The organism is Tenacibaculum sp. Bg11-29 (assembly GCF_002836595.1).
Lineage (GTDB): Bacteria > Bacteroidota > Bacteroidia > Flavobacteriales > Flavobacteriaceae > Polaribacter.
The window spans coordinates 2184445-2204111 of the sequence record NZ_PJBB01000003.1; the positions used below are offsets into that span (position 1 = coordinate 2184445).

Consider the following 19667-nt stretch of genomic DNA (forward strand, 5'->3'; position numbering starts at 1 on the left):
TATTTTTGTATTTCTAATGAGAATAAAAAAATAATCAGCTAAAACAACTTAAAATAATGAAATATCTATTTTTATTGGCAATATTAGCATTAAGTATGACAGCCAAAGGACAAAATATTGTGGGGCAATGGGAAACTTATGATGATAAAACGAATGAAAAAAAAGGAGTCGTTAAAATTTATAAAACGAACAATCTCTATTTCGCAAAAATTGTCAAAAAATATGGAGGAGAGAAAAATACAACCTGTAAAGAATGTAAAGGGGATAAAAAAGATAAACCAATACTTGGATTAATTATTATTGAAAACCTTAATAATACTGGCACTAGATATGAGGGAGGAACTATTCTTGACCCACAAACGGGAAAAATGTATAGTTGTTATCTAGAATTAATTAAGGATAATAAATTGAAAGTTAGAGGTTTTATTGGTACGTCTATTTTGGGAAGAACTCAATATTGGAACAGAAAATAATAAAATGCTATAGAATAATGTGCATAAATAATGGATGAAAAAGTGCAAATAATAATTGGTATGTGCTTTTTTTATAGTTTTGTAACTATAGAAAAAGAGTTGATATAAAAGACACCTGTTTATAGATAAATGGATGGTGTTTATACCTCTTAAAACTTGTATTAGAGAGCTAAAATAGCATCATGATTTTTAACCAAAATTTAAAAGATTACTTTTCTTATATAGAAGATAAAACCCTGAAGAAACAATGAAAAAAAACAAAATATATTTTGGAAATAACTGGGGTTTCTCGATCGGACAATTTGATGATAACTTGCTGCATAAACATTATGCTATTCAAATAAACATCTCGCTAAATACCGAAATAATTTTAACAAAAAAGAATAATGAAATAGCTGAGTTTAAAAGCTTTCTAATAAAAAGCAACGTTACTCATCAATTGTCATGTGAAAAAGAGCACTTATTACTTTTATTTTATCCAACTTCTCCAATTGGACATTATTTAAATCAATTATCAAATAATGAAATTTCAGAATTCAAACATCCAATTTTGAAAGAGTTAAGAAAATGCGGTATAGATTTTCTAAATGAAAAAATAAATTTTGAAAATGTTGTTTTACAAATTAGCAGTTTATTAGAAGTATTTAAAGGGGAGTGCGAAACAGAAAATCTTTATAAAGATGAGAGAATTAAAAAAGCGATTAAATATTTAGAAGCCAATTTTAATCGAGTAATATCGTTAAAAGAAATAACCGAAATTTGTTTTTTATCCGAAAGTAGATTTTTACACCTTTTTAAAGAAAATACAGGGATTACCTTTCGAAAGGTTCAACAATGGAATAAGGTAAGTAAATCTTTTAGTATGTTAAGAAAACAAAACTTGACAGAGACGGCGCATCAATTCGGATTTACAGATAGTTCACATTATTCGAAGGTGTTTAAGGAGACATTTGGATTCAATCCTAAATTGATTCAGAAAAGTTAGCCAGTTGATACAAATTTGTTATTTAAGTAGTGGGTACTTTTGTGTTTTAAATAAGAGTAGAGGGAGTAATAACGAACTGAAAAATAACAATTTATGAAGGCTTTGCAAATAAAAGGATATGGAGATATTGAGACTAATTTATCTTTTAATGAAATAGAAATACCAACAATAGGAGATAATCAAGTACTTCTTGAAGTACATGCAGCTGGTGTGAATCCTATTGATTATAAAATCACTGAAGGAGCCCTGAAAAGAATCCATAAATTAACATTTCCAGCTTCTATTGGCTTTGATGTTTCAGGGGTTATTATAAAAAAAGGTGTTAAGGTTGAAGGCTTAAAGGTTGGAGATGAAGTTTACTCTAGAGTACCTAGAGAATTTCCAGGTACATTCGCTGAATTTATTGCGGTAAACGCTAACGTAGTTAGTCTTAAACCATCAAACTTAGACTTTAATTATTCTTCTAGCTTACCTTTGGTAGGGCTGACTACAATTCAGTCTTTTAATAAAGCTAATTTAAAATCAGGTGATAAAGTATTAATTCATGCAGGTTCTGGTGGTGTAGGAACTTTTGCAATTCAATATGCAAAAAGTAAAGGTGCATATGTTTATACAACAACGAGTACTAAAAATGTTTCTTGGGTTAAAGAGTTAGGTGCAGATAGAGTTATTGATTATAAAACAGAGAACTATTTAGATATTGTAAAAGATATTGATATTGTTTATGATACGTTAGGAGGTAATTATACAGTGGAAGCATTTGATGTTATAAAGAGAGGAGGTAAAGTGATTAGTACTATTGGAGAAGTAGATAAAGAAACTGCAATAGAATTGAAACTTAATGGAATAATTCGTTTTGTATTATCTATTAAGAGGAGAAAGATAACGAAGAAAATCAAGAGTAAATCAGCGTTTTATAAACTTATTTTGATGCAACCAGATAGAAATCAGTTAATAGAGATTAAAAAACTTGTAGAAGCAAACTTAATTAAACCTGTAATTGATAAAACGTTTCCATTCTCAGAATCAATAGGTGCATTACTTTATCAAAAATCTGGACGTGTAAAAGGAAAAATAACAATTAAAATAAAATAACTACCGCAACAAAGAGAAGAGTTGAAATCCTGAGAAAAATTTATGACTTAGCGGAAAACGTAATGCTACTATTTGCGTTACAGAAAAGTAGTAGTAATTAAATAAAAGTGTTTAAAATTAGTAAACTAAATGAAATCTTCAGAGCAAGTAACACCAAAAACAGTAATAAGAATAAGTAAGGCAATTACTTATATTGAAGAACATTTACATGAAAAATTGATGTTAAATGACATTGCTTCAAAAGCTCATTTTTCTCCATTTCATTTTCACCGTCTTTTTTCGAGTGTAACAGGGGAAACATTAAATAACTTTATCACAAGAAAAAGAATAGAAAAATCAGCATCATTTTTGTTACACAAAAAAGAAATGTCGGTTACAGAGGTTTCAGAAAAAGTGGGATTTACAAGTTTATCATCCTTTTCAAGAGTATTTAAAAAATTCTATGGTATGAGTGCTGTTGAATTTAAAAAAGAAAGTAAGCATAAATTTAGCAAGATTTGTAAAGCAGAAAGCAATAACGGACAAGTACTAACTTCATTTGAGCAATACATTTGTAATGTAAATAACAACTTAAATTGGTTAAAAATGAATGCAAAAACTGAAGTTAAAATAATGCCAGCATTAAAATTAGCATATATCAGTCATCAAGGAAAAATGGATGCAATTGATAATGTTTATAATAAGTTGATGAGGTGGGCACATCCGAAAGGGATAATGGCGCAAGAAAATTTACGAATGTTAACTATTTATCATGATAGTCCTAAAATTACAGATCCAGACAAAATAAGAATGAGTGCTTGTGTTACTTTATTAGAAGATATAAAAACAGCAGGAGAGGTAAATTTAAAAACATTACCAAAAACGAGGTGTATTGTTTCTCGATTAGAAATAGCATCAAAAGATTTTCAAGAAGCATGGGAAAGTAGCTTTGTATGGATGAGTGAACATGGTTATAAAAAAGCAGATCAAGACCCTTTTGAAATTTATTATAACAATCCACAAGAGCATCCAGAAGGAAAGTGTGTTGTAGATATTTGTATACCGGTGGAATAAACTAAAAAGGTCTTTTATAATTTATGAAAGACCTTTTTAGTTAAATTAACTTACTAAAATCAGCAATATTTTTTTTAGCTTCCGAATTAATATCTTCACCATTATCTGTAAACCATGTATGTGTAGCTCCTAGGTAATTCATACTTAAGTAATTTGCACTCTCAATAAAAGGCATTTCAAATCCATTTTTTAAATCGTTGGCGCCAGAGTTACTTATCATAGCCATATTTTTTCCTCGTAATTTTCTGCCTAATTCTTTTTTATAATGCAAAAGGTCAGACATTCTATCAAAAAAAGTTTTTAAAATTCCGCTCATCGCATACCAATACACAGGTGTAGCAAAAACAATGGTATCGTATTTCTCAATAATCATTTCCATTAAAGGGATAAAATCATCACTAGCATTGCTAAAATCATATTCAAAAGAACCAATGTTTTTAGTTTTTAAATCGATAATGTCAAAACGATTATCAGTATTTAAATAGTTAATAATGGTATTTGTATTTCCGTTGCTTTTAGAGCTGGCTTGTATGATAACAGTTTTTTTCATGTGTCATTTTGTTTAGATTATAAACTTCGGAAATTAAATTATAAGTGTATTTAATCTTTGATTGTAAAAATTGATAATTCCCAAGAGAAAATCAATAAGAAAAGGGGATATTTTTTGTATTTTTATACTATTAATTAAGTAATGCAAATGAATATAGACAGCTATAAGTTTTCATCGGGAGAAGTGTTTAGTAATTTTGAGACAAAAGAAGTTGATGAAGACGCTAAAAAGAAGCTTAAAAAACTAAGGAAAGAAATTAGTGGTTTACAAGATACCATGTATGCCGAGGGTAAATACAGTATGCTTATTTGCTTGCAAGGAATGGATACTTCAGGAAAAGATAGTTTAATACGTGAGGTATTTAAAGATGTAAACGCACGTGGTGTAGTAGTGCATAGTTTTAAAGTACCAACAGAATTAGAGCTAAAACACGATTTTTTATGGCGTCATTACATTGCGCTGCCAGCAAAAGGAAAAATAGGTATTTTTAATAGAACGCATTATGAAAATGTATTAGTAACAAGAGTACACCCTGAATATGTTTTTGGAGAAAATATTCCTACAGTTAGAAGTTTAGATGATTTAAATGATGATTTTTACCATGCTAGAATGGATAGAATCAATAAATTTGAAAAGCATATGTCGGATACAGGTACTATTATTTTAAAATTCTTTTTAAACGTATCAAAAGACGAGCAAAAGAATAGGTTATTACGTCGTTTAAATATTCCTGATAAAAATTGGAAATTTTCTTCAGGAGATTTAAAAGAACGTAAACTATGGGATAAATATCAGGAGTGTTATGAAGATTTATTAAATAGAACATCAACAAATCATGCACCTTGGTATGTAGTGCCGGCTGATGATAAACCAACAGCAAGACATATTGTAGCAAAAACAATTAGTGAAGAGTTAAAAAAGTATGGTTTTAAAGAACCATCACTCGCACAAAAAGATTTAGATAAATTAGATGAGTTTAAAGCTCAGTTAAACAACGAATAATTGCAAAAAAACAAATGGAATTAAACTTAACAAAACCAATTATATTTTTCGATTTAGAAACAACAGGAATCAATATAGCAAAAGATAGAGTTGTAGAAATATCAATATTAAAAGTGTTTCCAAACGGAAATAAAGAAAGTAAAACATGGTTGGTAAACCCTGAGGTAAAAATACCAAAAGAATCATCAGAAATTCATGGAATTACAGATGAAAAAGTAGCAAATGAACCTACTTTTAAAGAGTTAGCTGTTAGTATTAATGAAATGATTGCAGGTTGCGATTTGGCAGGGTTTAATTCTAATCGATTTGATATTCCGGTTTTAGCTGAAGAATTAATGCGTGCTGGTATCGATTTTGATATGAATGATCGTAAAGCGGTAGATGTTCAAGTAATTTTTCACAAAAAAGAACAACGTACATTAAGTGCAGGATATCAATTTTATTGTGGAAAAGAATTAATTGGAGCTCACGGTGCAGAAGCAGATACAAATGCTACGTATGAAATTTTATTAGCACAGCTAGATAAGTATACTGATATAGAAAATACTGTTGATGCTTTAAGTGAATATTCAACACACGGTAAAAGAGCAGATTTTGCAGGTTTTATTTTAATGAATGATAAAGATCAAGAAATCTTTTCTTTCGGAAAATATAAAGGACGTACAGTAGAGGAGGTATTTAAAGAAAACCCCGGATATAATGCTTGGATTCAAAATGCAGATTTTCCGTTATATACAAAAAAAGTATTAGGCGAAATTAAAGAACGAATGGCAGTACCTAAAAAGAAAATGACTGATAAAGAAAAGTTACAAGCTTTACAGCAAAAATTTAATTTAAGGTAATCTTTAACATCGGTTTAAGAGAAATAACCGTATCAATTTTTAATTTAGAGATTATATAATAAAGAAGAATAATGTTTACAGAATATAATAATTTACCAAATAATTCAAGAGTTTGGGTGTACCAAGCAGATAGAGAATTTACTATAGAAGAGATAGAATATATTTGTGCAAAAGCAATACTTTTTATTGATAGTTGGACGCGTCATGGAGATGATTTAAAAGGATCGTTTACAGTTAAATATAATCAGTTTTTAGTGTTAGGAGTTGATGAAGGTTTCAATAACGTTTCAGGCTGCTCTATAGATTCTTCAGTTCGTTTTGTAAAAGAATTAGAAAAGGAGTTAAAAGTTGATTTAATGAATAAAATGAACGTTTCGTTTAAAGAAGGAGAGGATATTAATGTTGTTAAATTATCGGACTTTCAGCAATTTGCAAAAGATAAAAAGATAACATCAGAAACGATTGTATTTAATAATATGATAAATACAAAAGAAGATTTTGAAACTAATTGGGAGGTAACAGCTGATAAAAGTTGGCATAAACGATTTTTGGTATAACAATTGATTTCTATTAAACTATAGTTGATGAAAATATGATGAAAAAGATAGTAGTTTTTTTTATAGTTGCTTTTGCTCAATCCGCAAATGCACAACAGGTTGATCCTCTTTTAGCAAAAGACGAAAAAGCTCAAGCTATTTGGGTAAATAGTCTTATGGATTCGATGTCTATCGATGAAAAAATAGGACAGCTTTTTATGATACAAGCGTATTCTAACAAAGATAAAAAGCATGAACAAGTTATAAAGAGTATGATAGAGAAATATCATGTTGGTAACTTAATTTTTATGCAAGGAACACCTAGTAAACAAGTTGTTTTAAATAATAAATATCAAGCATTAGCAAAAGTTCCGTTAATGATTGGTTTTGATGGAGAATGGGGATTAGATATGCGTCTTAAAAATACATATCGTTTTCCTTGGAATATGGCCTTAGGAGCAATTAGTGATAAAGAGTTATTAAAGGAAACAGGAAAGAGAATAGGAGAGCATTGTAAAAGAGTTGGAATTCATATGAATTTTGCACCTGTAGTAGATATTAACACAAATCCTAACAATCCAATTATAGGAAATCGTTCGTTCGGAGAACGTAAAGAGAACGTTACCCAAAAAGCAATAGCTTTTAGTCAAGGAATGCAAAGTGTTGGTGTTTTGGCAAATGCAAAGCATTTTCCTGGTCATGGTGATACCGCTACAGATTCACATCACACCTTACCAACAATAAATTTTAGCGAAGAAAGAATAGATTCAATTGAACTATACCCATTTAAAAAAATATTTAAAGCAGGTGTTGCAAGTGTTATGACAGCACATTTAAGTGTTCCTTCATTAGAACCAAATGCTAAGTTACCAACATCATTGTCAAAAAATGTGGTTACTAATTTATTACAAAACAAACTAGGCTTTCAAGGTTTGATTGTAACAGATGGGCTAAATATGAAAGGAGCTGCAAATTATTCAACTCCGGCAGAAATTGATTTAGCTGCAATTCTTGCAGGAAATGATATATTGTTAATACCACAAGATATTCCAGGTTCTGTTAAGTTGCTAAAAGATGCTATTTTAAAAGGAAGTTTAACTGAAGAACGATTAAATTTTTCGGTAAAAAAAATATTAAAAGCAAAATACTTAGTAGGTTTAAATAAGTATGTGCCAATTTCTATAGAAAATTTACAACAAGATTTAAATTCTCCTTACGATGAGGTTTTACACAGAAAGTTGATTAAAAATTCAATTACTGTAGTAAAGAATAAAGGTAGCGTCTTACCTATTAAAGATCTTAAAGATAAGAAAATAGCATATGTTTCTTTAGGTAGTTCTAAAGGAAAAGAGTTTTTAACAATGCTTAGAAATTATAAAAAAATAGATGTAATTTCAGACAAGCACTTGAGTGTTTTAACACAGAAATTAAAAAAATATGATTTAGTTATTATTGGATTTCATAAATCTAATAAGCACCCATGGAAAGGTTATAAATTTTCGAACAAAGATTTAGTTTGGTTACAAGAAATAGCAAGAACAAAGAAGGTTATTTTAGATGTATTTGCAAGTCCGTATAGTTTATTAAAGCTTAAATCGTTTGAGAATATAGAAGGAGTAGTGGTTTCTTATCAAAATAGTAAATTATCACAAGAACTTTCTGCGCAAGCCCTTTTTGGAGCTTTTGATTTAAAAGGAAAACTACCAGTATCAATTAATAATGAGTTTAAAGAAGGAGAGGGACTTTTAGTAAAAGGACTTCATGTTTTTGAATATACAATTCCTGAAGAGGCAGGTATTTCTTCTGAGAAATTATCAATAATAAATAAAAGGATTGATACTATTTTAAAGCAAAAAATGACACCTGGAGGACAAATCTTAGTTGCTCGAAACGGAAAAGTTTTTATTAATAAAAGTTTCGGATATCACACACATTTAAAAAAAAGAAAAGTAAAAAAAACGGACATTTATGATCTTGCTTCTTTAACCAAAATTTTAGCGTCATTACCTATGATAATGAAAGCTGAGGAAGATAGAAAAATTAGTTTATTTTCTAGCTTAGGAGATGTGTTACCAAGGTTTTATAAATCAAATAAAGATACTTTAATTTTAAAAGAAATTTTATCGCATACTGCTCGCCTTCCTTCATGGATACCTTTTTATATGAATACAAGAGATGAAGAGACAGGAAAAAATTCAATTAAGTATTATCGAAAAAAAAGAACAAAAAAATATAATATTAAAGTAGCTAAAAATCTATATTTAAGCAAAGATTATAGAGATACAATATATAAACACATTGTAGAGATTGACCAAAGAAAAAGAGTAGGATATAAATATAGTGATTTAGGATATTATATTTTTAAAGAAATTCTTGAGAAAAAATATAAAACACCTTTAAATAGGTTAGTTGATGAGGAGTTTTATAAGTCTTTAGGAGCTGATAGGATGACTTATTTGCCACTCAAGAAATTTGATAGATCTGAAATAGTACCTACCGAAAGGGATAATTATTACAGAAACCAATTAGTACATGGTTATGTACATGATATGGGAGCTGCAATGTTAGGTGGAGTAGGAGGTCATGCAGGTTTATTTGCAAATGCAAATGATGTAGCAAAAATAATGCAGATGTATTTACAAAAAGGTGAATATGGAGGAAAAAAATATTTAAACCCAGAAACGCTAGATAAATTTAATCATAGATATTATAAAAAAAGAAGAGTGCGTAGAGGTTTAGGTTTTGATAAGCCACAGCTAAACCCTAAAGTAAAAGCTACTTGTGGTTGTGTATCAGACGAAAGTTTTGGTCATAGTGGCTTTACAGGAACATATACATGGGCAGATCCAGAATCAGGAATTTTATATGTGTTTTTGTCAAACAGAGTATACCCTACGATGAGAAATAGAGGTTTGGTTAAAAGCAATATGCGAACCAAAATTCAAAAGGATATTCAAAATGCTATAATTCAGTAAAAAAACAATTACAGAACATACAAAAGGCAGTAGCTATTAAACTAGTTACTGCCTTTTGTATTTGATGTTTTTGTGTGAATAAGTACTAATAAAAATGATGCTATAATGTAAAGTAAAGCTATTTTAAAATTAAAAAATAAATAAATAGTCCAGCCTTGTAAGAAATAGAATAAAGGAAACAAAACCATTCCTAATCCGAAACGAAAAGTATCAATAAATTCAATTTCATCTATTTTTTTATGTATCAATTTCCAAATTAAATAAGGAAAAAAACTATTTACAACGATTAGATAAAACAAAGGAAGATTTCTTGTTTTAGAAGAACTTATTTTAATAGAAAAGTCTTCATTCTTTATATTTAAGTTCACATTATTTATAGCTGTGAAATCTGTTTTTGCATTATTTAATTTAGATATAATAGTATTGTAATTCTCATCATCTTCAATATAAACAGTCAATTTTTTTAATTGGTTGCTAACTTGATTTTTTAAACTCTTTACCGAAGAGTTTAAGTCGTTTGTATTGTAAAAGTCATTTGCAATTATAGGCTTACCAAATGCAACAGTAACCTCTGAAGGGTATTTAGAAGAGTTTTGATAGGTTATACCAACAGGTATAACATATATCTTTAAATCGGGGTATTTATCTAGTGTTCTGTAAACTATTCGTGTAAATCCTTTGCTAATAGGTCTAATAGTTCTTTTTTTACTATGCCCCCCCTCTGGAAAAATCAGTAAAGATTCATTACTCTTTAATAATTCTTGACAGTTGTTAAAAATTTCTTCATTTTTTGATAGCTGTTTTACTCCATCCCTAATACGATATATAGGCATCATCCCTAATAAATTTAAAAAATTAGCAACTATCTTTTTTTTAAAAATGGCAGCGCGAACTAAAAAGTAAGTTTTTCTTGTTGTGTTTGTAGCTATTAAAAGGGGGTCTATTAATGCATTAGGGTGATTAGCAGTAAATAATATGGCTCCTTTTTTAGGAATGTTTTCTTTACCTAATATGTTTATTTTTTTTGAATAAAAAAATAAACCAATTTTTATATAGACCTTAAAAATAAAATACAGTAATGCGTTCATTAATTATTTTTTTTATAGCCCCAGAAAGTAGCTAATATCATTCCAGAAAACATATCCCAAATACCCCAAAAAGCAGCAAGTAAAGCCATTCCCCCAAGTCCATCGAAAAAACTAAAAACTAAGAGTAAACCTAAGCCACTATTTTGAATTCCAGTTTCTATTGAAATAGTTCTAGTATCTTTTTTATTTAATTTAAATAGTTTTGCTGTAGCGTAACCAATAATGAAAGCATATATGTTATGAAATATAACTAAAAATAATACTAAATGTATGTAATTCTTGAAAATACTTGCATTGTCGTACAGGGCAATTACAATAAGTAAAACAAAGAATATAATTGAAAAAGGACGGAGTATTTTATTAATTTTTTTTGCCATTTCAGAATGAAAATGGTTCACAGCCATTCCTAATATTATAGGAATTCCTAAGATAAGTAAAACAAGCTTAAATAATTCAAACGGATTTAGGGAAATACTTTTTAAAATAACGTTTGTAGGTTCGTATAAACTGCCCCAAAAATGCAAGTTTAAAGGAGTCATTACTAAGCAAATTAAAGTAGCAAAAGCCGTTAAGCTTACAGACAAAGCGGTATTCCCATTTGCCATTTTACTAAAGAAATTAGAGACATTACCCCCAGGGCACGCAGCTATTAATATCATTGCTAAAGCAAAGCTAGGGTAAGGATTAATTATATAAATAGCTACAAAAGTTAAAAAAGGAAGTAAAATAAATTGAGATAATATACCTACTAGAATTGCCTTTGGTTTTTTTAAAAGAATTTTAAAATCAGAAACTTTAATATCTAGAGCAATTCCAAACATTATAATTGCTAAAGCAATGTTTAGCATCCATAAAGCATCAGTATTAAAATTTATTTTAATACTGTCAATCTGTATATCGTTAATGTTTAAAAGCATATTCTATAATATTGGCTCCCATTTTTAAAGCTTTTACCCTTGTTTCTTTAGAATTATTATGTACAACTGCATCTTCCCATCCATCATTTAAATCGCTTTCATAATCATAAAAAACAATCAAGCGATTTTTATAAAAAAGCCCAAAACCTTGTGCTGGTTTTTTATCGTGTTCATGTATTTTAGGTAAACCTTTAGGAAAAGAAAAAGTTTGGTGATAAATGGGGTGATTATTTGGTATTTTTTGAAGTTGAATATCAGGAAAAACTTTTTTTAATTCTCTTCTTATGTATTTATCTAAACCGTAATTATCCGAAATATGTAAGAAACCTCCAGAAATTAAATAGTTTTTTAAATTTTTAACTTCTTCATTAGTGAAAAAAATATTGCCATGACCAGTTGCAAATACAATGGGGTAATTATTAACTGTATCGTCATTAAGTGTAATGGTTTGGATATCTTTATTAATAGATGTATTGGTGTTAGCGTTACTAAATTGTACTAAGTTAGGTAAAGCAGTAGGGTTAGCATACCAATCACCTCCTCCTTTGTATTTTAAAACAGCAATCTGTTGTGAGAAAACAGAAGAAAAATTAAGGATAAATAAAAATAGGATAATGCTTTTCATTAAAAAATACTTTTGTAAAAGCAAGATAGTAAAAGAACAATAAAAAACACCAATAAGATTATTGATGTTTTTTGTGGCTTCTCCTTTTTCATTATTGAAAAATAATCTCAATAAATATTTTCAATATCATATTTTGAAAAACAAATATGGTTTTCAAAAGTTGTTGATATATGAACAAATATAGTTTCAAATAAAAGAACAAGGGTTCGGAATCGTCCAAATAGGACGTTTTTTAGTCAACTATTTATAAAAAGACACCTTAATTTATTGAAATTGATGTATTCTTAAATTGAACAGGAGTACAAGATGAATGTTTTTTAAATACTGTGTAAAATGTTGATTTAGAGTTGAATCCAGATTCTAAGCCTATTGAGGTAATAGTGTAATTGGAATAATTAGGGTCGAGTAAAAGTAATTTAGCTTGCTCAACTCTCATTTCATTAAGATAATCTGTAAAAGACTTATTCGCTATATTGTTAATGATTAAAGAAAGGGTGCTTGAACTTAATTTAGTATCTTTTGATAAGCTTTGTAAGGTATATTTTGGAACTAAGAATTTTTTGTTTTTTTTAATAAAGTTATTTATTTCAAAAAATTGTTCTTTGTGTTTTTCAGAGGATGTTTCTTGGTGGTTTAAATTAATTGTTTCAACACTAAAATCACCATTTAAATCAATTAATAAAGATTCCCTTATTTGTTTACGTTCTTTAAAAATTCTTATTTGTCTTAATCCTTGGTAACCTAACCAATATATAAGTACAGTTGTATATATTCTAAGAGGGTAATATGAGAATAAAAAACCTGTAAAATTCATTTTTACTTTTACAGCTAAGGCTATTATCCACAATGCATACCCGATAGCAGTTAGTTTAAAAAAGCTATGAATCCATTTTAAATTATCAAAAGATAATATTTTAGGAAAAAGTTTTTCTTTTTTATAAAGTATATAAAAAGAGTAAATGAAAATACTTAATGATATAATTAGGCTAAAAATCTCTTCAAAAGAAGTATACCTCTCGTATATATAATCTAGTTTATGTTTAGATGGTGAACCACTGTAGTTATAAACAAAAATTATTTGAGTAAATACAATTACAATAAATAAAGGGGTTATTATTTTTAAGAGATTATATGACTTTTTAGCTAGGTTTAAATAGTGAATTAAAAACATGTATAAAAAAGGCATTGCTAAAAAGTGCCATGGTATTTGTAAGTATTCTAAAGCAAATTTATGCTGAAGTAAATGTTTTTCTAATGCCCATGATTGAATATTGTTTAAAGAAATAGCTAGTATTAATAGGTTTAAATAACGCATGCTTTTTTCTTTTCCGTTTTTTGAACAAAAAAGAATAACGCTAAAAGTAAAACCATGTAAGGCACTTAAAAGCAAGAAGAAATTAAATAAAACAGGTATATCCAAAAGTTTAGTTAGTTAAAAAAGATAAATATACAAAAAATGACTTACTGATGTATAAAAGCAATACTTTGTACAACATTAATACCTGCTGTTTCTGTACGAAGTCGATTTTCACCTAATGAAATAGGAATGAATTTAGAAGTTAATGATTTTTCAATTTCTTTTGTAGAAAAGTCACCTTCAGGCCCTATTAGAATTGTGTATTTTGAGTTTGGTGCTGCAATATTTTTTAAAAGTTTTTTTTCTGATCCTTCTTCGCAATGTGCAATAAATGTTTCCTCAATAAAATCTTGCTTAATAAAATCAGAAAATTTTATAGGATTGTTAAGTTTAGGAAGTGTAAATTGTAACGATTGCTTCATAGCAGATTGCACAATTTTAGATAATCGCTCAATCTTAACTACTTTTCTTTCTGAGTTATCACAGATAATTGGGGTAATTTCATCAATTCCTATTTCGGTAGCTTTTTCTAAAAACCACTCCAATCTATCGTTGTTTTTTGTAGGAGCTATAGCAACATGTAAGTAATAATCTCTATTATTGAGTTTTTCTTCTTGTTTTATAATTGTTGCAAGACATCTTTTATCGTTTGCAATAGAAATTTCTACAGAAAATAAAAAGCCTTTACCGTTTGTTATATGTAGTACGTCGCCTTCTTTTTTTCTTAAAACCCGAACAATATGTCTACTTTCTTCTTTTTCAAAAGTTATTTTCTTTGTTTCTGTGGTAATATTTTGATTGAAAAATAATTGCATTATAAATCAAGTTTATATGTTCTTCTTCGTTTATGTGTTGTCGGATCAAAGTCTTTCCATACTTTATGTATAGCTTCATTATCCTCTAATTCTGGAGTCCTAATACAGTTAATTATTCCTCTTTCAGAAAAAGTATTACAATATTGTTTAAAAATTATAGCAATAACACCTTTATTCTGATATTCGGGATGCACACCTATTAAATAAAATGTTACATCTTTAGAATTTTTTCTAGCATTAAGTAAGTGAAAGAGTCCGAAGGGAAAAAGTTTTCCTTTTCCTTTTTGCAAAGCTTTAGAGAAAGAAGGCATTACAATAGCAAATGCTACCAGCTTATTATTCTTATCTACAACAAATTTTATATATTCGGGGTTAATAAAGCTAATGTATTTTTCTTTAAAATGCTCTACTTGAGCATTAGAAATAGGTACATATGTTGAAAGTTTTGAATAAGTATGACTAAATAATTCAAACATTTCATCTACATATGGCATTATTTCTTTTGTGGAAGTAAAGTCTAAAGGTTTTAATTCATATCTTCTTTGAATTAAGTTACTAGCTTTTCCGTATTTTACAGCATCAACATTTTTAAAAAGAAATTTATTTTCTAAATATTCTTTTTCTTTTTTAAAGCCTAATTGTTCAAGATGTTTTGAATAATATGGGTGATTATACCAAGTAATCATAGTACCTATATGGTCGAAGCCTTCAACCAATATGCCTGTTTTATCTAAATTATTAAAACCAACAGGTCCTTCAATGTATTCTAAGTTGTTTTTTTTACCAATCTCTTTAACTTTATTAAGTAAAGCTTCTGTTACTTTTATATCATCAATAACATCAAACCAACCAAAACGTATTTTTTTAATCTGTTGTTTATTTACTTCATAAGTATTAATAATGGCAACAACTCTTCCTACGATTTTTTCGTTTTCTAAAGCAATAAAAAAATTAGCTTTTGCGTGCTCAAAAACAGGGTTTTTATTTTTGTCGAAGTTATTAACTTCATCTTTTATGATAGGAGGAACCCAGTATTTATTATTTTTATAAAGAGAAAAAGGAAATTTAACAAATTGTTTCATTTCCTTTTTAGATGTTATTTCTTTAATTTTAATCATAGAGCAAATGTAAGATTTTTAATTATCCTTCTTTTGTTCTTTTTCTTCTTCCTTTTTTAAATCTTCTTCAAGTTTTTTTATTTCTTTCTCAAGTTTTAAACGTTCTTTTTCTTTCTGTTTAGCTTCATTTTCTTTTTCTTTCTGTATGTTTTTTTCGAGCTTTAAACGTTCTTTTTCTTTACGTTTTTGTTCTTTTTCTTCTTCTTTTTTTATGTTTTTCTCAAATTTTAAACGTTCTTTTTCTTTATTTTTAACATCCTTTTCAGCTTTCTTTTTTTCTTTTTTAGCAGCTTTCTTTTCAGCTTTTGTAGTTTTCTTTTTATCTTTTTTATCTTCCTTAATTATAACATCAACTAACGATTTAGAGCGTTCTCTTTTTGGCTTATTAATAGTTATTTCTTCTTCTGTATCACCTTCTTTTATAATAACGGTTTTTTTATTTTTCTTTTTAAATAAACCTTTTGCTTTACTGAATAGACGACCGAAGAAACCTTTGTTTTCATCATATTTAACTGGTTCTTGTTCTTCAATTTTATTTCCAAACTCGTCTAGTTCAACAAATTTATCTTCATGTCTATTTAATCTGTAAGAAACTCCAAGCCCAGTGTAAAGACCAACTTCTTTTTGTTGTAATTTTCCTCTAAGTGTTGCGTTAAATTGTAGGTTTTCGTTAAATAAATAAGCAGCACCAACACCTATATTTGTTTTCTTTTGATATTTTTCAAAGATTCCTTGTAGTTCTGCAAAACCAGACCAATAATCATTGTAATTATAAGTACCAGTAATTATATATGAGTATTCTGAAAAATCACTACCAATATTGTCATAATATAAGTTAGTAATTACATATAATTTACTTGAAATTTCATTTTGAAGTAAAATACCAACTTTTGTACTAATACCTCCTTTTTTATGATAATCAGTTAAAAAACTCCCCAAGTTTGCACCAACATACACACCTACATGAGGTATGAGTCTTTTATAATCAAACGAATGCCTAGCTTTCCAACTTCTTATTTCTTCTTTTTTATCATTGTATTTTGGTGCATAAACCAAATACTTAGCTCCTAATGTAAATTTACTTAATCCTGTTTTACTATAAGAAGACTCAAAAACATTTTTGAATGCAATTTTATCGTATTGAAGCGATGTATTAAGATTAAATTCTAACTTTTCAGAAAAAAAACTAGTTCTAAATAATAAATTTAAACCTAAAGCTTGTGGATTGCTAAAAGTAGGAGTTGCGCTTGCTTTTCTAAAAAACAAACTGCTCTCAAATTGATAAACGCCTGAACCAACACTGTATGGGCTTTCAGAAAACCCTGGGCGATTTGAATTTATCACCGTAGTATATTGAGCCTTTACAACGAAAGTTGAGAAAAAAGCAAAAAGCAAAATAAGTTTCTTAGTCATGTTATAAATTCAAATTATAGAATTAGTACAAACATACATAAAATACAAATTATTATATAATATAAGTTTTGTAAAGTCTTAACGCTTATTTTTAGTTCAAATTGTTATTTTTGATTAATTTTTATTAAAAGTTACAATGACACATATAAATGAAGCTGGACCTATGAATTTTTTAAAAACTATTTTTATAATAGTACTAATCTATTATATAGTTAAATTTTTTGTTAAGCTGTTTGCTCCATATTTATTGAAAAAAGCAGTAGATAAAGTTCAGAAAAAAGCTGAGCAGCAATATAAAAACAAACAAAGAGAAACGACTGTAGAAGAAGGAAAAACAGTAGTAGATAAAACACCTAAAAATACCAAGCAAAGCAATAATTCGGTAGGAGAATATGTTGATTTTGAAGAAATAGATTAACTATGAATTTTAAAAAATATATTCCGCATGCAATTACGATTGTTGTTTTTGCAATTATATCACTGTTATATTTTAATCCAGTTTTAAGTGGTAAGCAGATAAAACAGAATGACATTACCCAGTTTATAGGAATGTCTAAGCAGGTTAAAGATTATAGAATTGAAAAAAATGAAGAACCTTATTGGTTAGGAAATGCTTTTAGTGGTATGCCAGCCTATCAGGTTAGTGCTTATTATCCGAATGATTTTGTAAGATATATTGATAAAGTAATACGGTTTTTACCAAGGCCTGCAGATTATTTGTTTTTATACTTCTTAGGTTTTTTCTTATTACTAATAGCTTTAAAAGTTGATTGGAAATTAGCAATTTTAGGAAGTTTGTCCTTTGGTTTTTCTACGTATTTGATAATTATTTTTGGAGCAGGACACAATGCAAAAGCACATGCTATTGGTTATATGCCAATGGTAATTGCTGGAGTTTTATATATTTTTAGAAAAAAATATTTAGTAGGATTTGTAATTACTGCCTTCGCAATGGCCTTAGAGGTATATACAAACCACCCACAGATGACCTACTACCTTGGTTTTTGTTTGTTAATATTAGTAATTGTAGAGTTTATTGAGGCTTTTAAGACTAAAATATTACCCGTTTTTGCAAAACAAGCAGCTGTATTACTTGCGGCTATGTTTATTGGTTTAGGAGTGAATTCTACCAGACTATTATCAATGAAACAATATGCTGATTTTAGTACAAGAGGTAAATCAGAATTAACGATTAACTCAGATGGTTTACCAAAAGAAAGATCAACAGGATTAGATAAGTCTTACATAACTGAATATAGTTATGGTATTGCAGAAACATTTAATTTAATAATCCCTCGTTTTATGGGAGGAGGAACTGTTGAGAAATTAGGGGAGGATTCTAATTTTTATCAAGTTTTAGAGCAAAATGCGGGTAAAAGTGTTGCGAAAGATTATTCTAATAGTGTATTAACCTATTGGGGAACACAACCTATTGTAGAAGCACCTGCGTATATTGGTGTTATTTTATTCTTTTTATTCTTTTTAGGGGTTTTCTTGGTAAAAGGGAAATTGAAGTATTGGTTAGTGTCAGCTACCATTTTTTCTATTGTATTAAGTTGGGGGAAAAATTTTGCAGGGGTAACTAATTTCTTTATTGATTATGTGCCGTTGTATAATAAGTTTAGAGCAGTTTCTTCTATTCAAGTAATTGCAGAGTTATGTGTTCCATTATTAGGGATTATAGCTTTACGAGATTTCTTTTCATCAAAATTTTCACTAGAAGAAAAAGAAAATGCGTTAAAAAAAGCTTTTTATATTTTAGGAGGAATTACATTAGTATTTGTATTGTTTGGATCTAGTTTGTTTGCTTTTGAAGGGCTAAGAGATTCACAGTATCAACAATTACCTGAATTAATAGGGGCCTTAATTTCTGATAGAAAAGCAATGTTATTTAATGATAGTGTTCGTTCGTTTCTATTAGTTTTAGGTTCAGCAGCATTGTTATGGTTTTATTTAAAAGGAAAATTAAAACAAGTTCCGGTTTTAATTGTTTTAGGAGGATTTATTGTTTTTGATTTAGTATCAGTAGATATTAAATATGTAAATAAAGAAGATTTTACATCTGCAAGAAAAGTCTTAAAACCATTTACTCCAACAAAGATTGATAAAGAAATTTTAAAAGATAAGAGTCATTACCGTGTGGCAAATTTTAGTGTAAATCCTATGCAAGATGGTCGAACATCGTATTTTCATAATTCGATTGGAGGGTATCATGCAGCAAAAATGAAACGTTATCAAGAATTATTTGAGTATCAAATTTCAAAGAATAATATAGAAGTACTAAACATGTTAAATGCAAAGTATTTTATTGTGGCCGATGATAAATTTCAAGAAAATAAAGATGCGAACGGTAATGCTTGGTTTATAGATAGATTAAAGATTGTTAATACGGCAAATGAAGAGATAAAAGCCTTAGATAGTTTAAATACAAAAAGTGAGGCAGTTTTAAACTCAGAAAAGTTAACAGCAAAATTACCATCATTAATATATAGAAAAGATGCGACCTCGTATATTAATTTAGTGAAAAATGATATAACAGCGTTAACTTATGATGTTGATGTGAAAGAAAAGCAATTTGCAGTGTTTTCAGAAATATATTATAAAGATGGTTGGAATGCTTATTTAGATGGGAAATTAGTGCCGCATTATAGCGTAAATTATGTTTTAAGAGGTATGGAAATACCAAAAGGAAGCCATAATGTAATTTTTAAGTATGAACCAACTATAATAAGTACAGGTAATATAGTTACATTGTTTTCATATGCTCTATTATTACTAATACCAATAGGTTGGTTTGTTATTCGTAAAAAAAAGAACAAGTAA

18 protein-coding genes are annotated in these 19667 nt (G+C 28.3%); 10 read left to right on the top strand and 8 right to left on the bottom strand.

Annotated features, from left to right (window positions below; all coding sequences use genetic code 11):
• Positions 1 to 56 precede the first annotated feature (56 nt).
• From CXF68_RS10045 to CXF68_RS10060, 4 genes are all read left to right on the top strand, one after another.
• Entirely contained in the window at positions 57 to 473 is a 417-nt protein-coding gene (locus CXF68_RS10045) for a DUF2147 domain-containing protein (protein ID WP_101044287.1), read from the top strand.
• A 247-nt stretch (positions 474 to 720) separates the two neighbouring features.
• Positions 721 to 1458: an AraC family transcriptional regulator gene (locus CXF68_RS10050; RefSeq protein ID WP_101044289.1), complete on the top strand. Its 738-nt coding sequence runs from the start codon at positions 721 to 723 to the stop codon at positions 1456 to 1458.
• Between the two features lie 93 nt (positions 1459 to 1551).
• Positions 1552 to 2553 (top strand): NADP-dependent oxidoreductase, encoded by a 1002-nt coding sequence (locus tag CXF68_RS10055; RefSeq protein ID WP_101044291.1) that lies wholly within the window; start codon positions 1552 to 1554, stop codon positions 2551 to 2553.
• 129 nt (positions 2554 to 2682) lie between these two features.
• Positions 2683 to 3606 carry a GyrI-like domain-containing protein gene (locus tag CXF68_RS10060; protein WP_101044293.1) on the top strand — a complete coding sequence of 308 codons (924 nt, stop codon included), beginning with the start codon at positions 2683 to 2685 and terminating at the stop codon, positions 3604 to 3606.
• A gap of 40 nt (positions 3607 to 3646) precedes the next feature.
• On the opposite strand, the gene CXF68_RS10065 is transcribed toward CXF68_RS10060, so the two are convergent.
• Positions 3647 to 4156 (bottom strand): flavodoxin family protein, encoded by a 510-nt coding sequence (locus CXF68_RS10065; protein ID WP_101044295.1) that lies wholly within the window; start codon positions 4154 to 4156, stop codon positions 3647 to 3649.
• Positions 4157 to 4303: 147 nt separating this feature from the next.
• On the opposite strand from CXF68_RS10065, the gene CXF68_RS10070 reads away from it, so the two are divergent.
• The 4 genes from CXF68_RS10070 to CXF68_RS10085 all read left to right on the top strand — a co-directional run bounded on the left by CXF68_RS10070 (position 4304) and on the right by CXF68_RS10085 (position 9511).
• The gene (locus CXF68_RS10070; RefSeq protein WP_101047452.1) at positions 4304 to 5158 is read left to right on the top strand and encodes a PPK2 family polyphosphate kinase; all 855 of its coding nucleotides are present in this window, start codon (positions 4304 to 4306) and stop codon (positions 5156 to 5158) included.
• Between the two features lie 14 nt (positions 5159 to 5172).
• Positions 5173 to 6000 carry a 3'-5' exonuclease gene (locus CXF68_RS10075; protein ID WP_101044297.1) on the top strand — a complete coding sequence of 276 codons (828 nt, stop codon included), beginning with the start codon at positions 5173 to 5175 and terminating at the stop codon, positions 5998 to 6000.
• Positions 6001 to 6071: 71 nt separating this feature from the next.
• Entirely contained in the window at positions 6072 to 6557 is a 486-nt protein-coding gene (locus tag CXF68_RS10080; protein WP_101044299.1) for an ABC transporter ATPase, read from the top strand.
• Between the two features lie 35 nt (positions 6558 to 6592).
• Positions 6593 to 9511 (top strand): glycoside hydrolase family 3 N-terminal domain-containing protein, encoded by a 2919-nt coding sequence (locus CXF68_RS10085; RefSeq protein ID WP_101044301.1) that lies wholly within the window; start codon positions 6593 to 6595, stop codon positions 9509 to 9511.
• Between the two features lie 41 nt (positions 9512 to 9552).
• Here CXF68_RS10085 and CXF68_RS10090 read toward each other — a convergent pair whose 3' ends face one another.
• From CXF68_RS10090 to CXF68_RS10120, 7 genes are all read right to left on the bottom strand, one after another.
• Positions 9553 to 10599 (bottom strand): lysophospholipid acyltransferase family protein, encoded by a 1047-nt coding sequence (locus CXF68_RS10090; RefSeq protein ID WP_101044303.1) that lies wholly within the window; start codon positions 10597 to 10599, stop codon positions 9553 to 9555.
• Positions 10599 to 11516, bottom strand: coding sequence for a bile acid:sodium symporter family protein (locus CXF68_RS10095; protein WP_101044305.1), 918 nt, complete (start codon positions 11514 to 11516; stop codon positions 10599 to 10601). Before CXF68_RS10095 ends, CXF68_RS10090 begins: the two co-directional genes overlap by 1 nt.
• Entirely contained in the window at positions 11500 to 12141 is a 642-nt protein-coding gene (locus CXF68_RS10100; RefSeq protein ID WP_101047454.1) for a DUF4159 domain-containing protein, read from the bottom strand. The genes CXF68_RS10095 and CXF68_RS10100 overlap by 17 nt, the downstream gene beginning before the upstream one ends.
• A gap of 259 nt (positions 12142 to 12400) precedes the next feature.
• On the bottom strand, positions 12401 to 13561 hold the full coding sequence (locus CXF68_RS10105; RefSeq protein ID WP_101044307.1) for an AraC family transcriptional regulator: 1161 nt from the start codon (positions 13559 to 13561) through the stop codon (positions 12401 to 12403).
• Between the two features lie 41 nt (positions 13562 to 13602).
• Positions 13603 to 14313, bottom strand: coding sequence for a 16S rRNA (uracil(1498)-N(3))-methyltransferase (locus CXF68_RS10110; RefSeq protein WP_101044309.1), 711 nt, complete (start codon positions 14311 to 14313; stop codon positions 13603 to 13605).
• Entirely contained in the window at positions 14313 to 15431 is a 1119-nt protein-coding gene (locus CXF68_RS10115) for a GNAT family N-acetyltransferase (RefSeq protein WP_101044311.1), read from the bottom strand. The genes CXF68_RS10110 and CXF68_RS10115 overlap by 1 nt, the downstream gene beginning before the upstream one ends.
• An 18-nt stretch (positions 15432 to 15449) precedes the next feature.
• On the bottom strand, positions 15450 to 16844 hold the full coding sequence (locus CXF68_RS10120) for a transporter (RefSeq protein ID WP_198553791.1): 1395 nt from the start codon (positions 16842 to 16844) through the stop codon (positions 15450 to 15452).
• A gap of 136 nt (positions 16845 to 16980) precedes the next feature.
• Here CXF68_RS10120 and CXF68_RS10125 point away from each other — a divergent pair, with 136 nt between their 5' ends.
• Positions 16981 to 17262, top strand: a complete 282-nt coding sequence (locus tag CXF68_RS10125; RefSeq protein ID WP_232771636.1) for a DUF4834 family protein — start codon at positions 16981 to 16983, stop codon at positions 17260 to 17262.
• A 2-nt stretch (positions 17263 to 17264) separates the two neighbouring features.
• On the top strand, positions 17265 to 19667 hold the full coding sequence (locus tag CXF68_RS10130) for a YfhO family protein (RefSeq protein WP_101044313.1): 2403 nt from the start codon (positions 17265 to 17267) through the stop codon (positions 19665 to 19667).

What these genes read in the sequence shown, in the direction of transcription:
- CXF68_RS10120 (WP_198553791.1), bottom strand. Translation starts at nt 16,844, where the DNA reads ATGACTAAGAAACTTATTTTGCTTTTTGCTTTTTTCTCAACTTTCGTT.
- CXF68_RS10100 (WP_101047454.1), bottom strand. Translation starts at nt 12,141, where the DNA reads ATGAAAAGCATTATCCTATTTTTATTTATCCTTAATTTTTCTTCTGTT.
- CXF68_RS10090 (WP_101044303.1), bottom strand. Translation starts at nt 10,599, where the DNA reads ATGAACGCATTACTGTATTTTATTTTTAAGGTCTATATAAAAATTGGT.
- CXF68_RS10070 (WP_101047452.1), top strand. Translation starts at nt 4,304, where the DNA reads ATGAATATAGACAGCTATAAGTTTTCATCGGGAGAAGTGTTTAGTAAT.
- CXF68_RS10115 (WP_101044311.1), bottom strand. Translation starts at nt 15,431, where the DNA reads ATGATTAAAATTAAAGAAATAACATCTAAAAAGGAAATGAAACAATTT.
- CXF68_RS10075 (WP_101044297.1), top strand. Translation starts at nt 5,173, where the DNA reads ATGGAATTAAACTTAACAAAACCAATTATATTTTTCGATTTAGAAACA.
- CXF68_RS10050 (WP_101044289.1), top strand. Translation starts at nt 721, where the DNA reads ATGAAAAAAAACAAAATATATTTTGGAAATAACTGGGGTTTCTCGATC.
- CXF68_RS10065 (WP_101044295.1), bottom strand. Translation starts at nt 4,156, where the DNA reads ATGAAAAAAACTGTTATCATACAAGCCAGCTCTAAAAGCAACGGAAAT.
- CXF68_RS10125 (WP_232771636.1), top strand. Translation starts at nt 16,981, where the DNA reads ATGACACATATAAATGAAGCTGGACCTATGAATTTTTTAAAAACTATT.
- CXF68_RS10130 (WP_101044313.1), top strand. Translation starts at nt 17,265, where the DNA reads ATGAATTTTAAAAAATATATTCCGCATGCAATTACGATTGTTGTTTTT.
- CXF68_RS10060 (WP_101044293.1), top strand. Translation starts at nt 2,683, where the DNA reads ATGAAATCTTCAGAGCAAGTAACACCAAAAACAGTAATAAGAATAAGT.
- CXF68_RS10085 (WP_101044301.1), top strand. Translation starts at nt 6,593, where the DNA reads ATGATGAAAAAGATAGTAGTTTTTTTTATAGTTGCTTTTGCTCAATCC.
- CXF68_RS10055 (WP_101044291.1), top strand. Translation starts at nt 1,552, where the DNA reads ATGAAGGCTTTGCAAATAAAAGGATATGGAGATATTGAGACTAATTTA.
- CXF68_RS10080 (WP_101044299.1), top strand. Translation starts at nt 6,072, where the DNA reads ATGTTTACAGAATATAATAATTTACCAAATAATTCAAGAGTTTGGGTG.
- CXF68_RS10045 (WP_101044287.1), top strand. Translation starts at nt 57, where the DNA reads ATGAAATATCTATTTTTATTGGCAATATTAGCATTAAGTATGACAGCC.
- CXF68_RS10095 (WP_101044305.1), bottom strand. Translation starts at nt 11,516, where the DNA reads ATGCTTTTAAACATTAACGATATACAGATTGACAGTATTAAAATAAAT.
- CXF68_RS10110 (WP_101044309.1), bottom strand. Translation starts at nt 14,313, where the DNA reads ATGCAATTATTTTTCAATCAAAATATTACCACAGAAACAAAGAAAATA.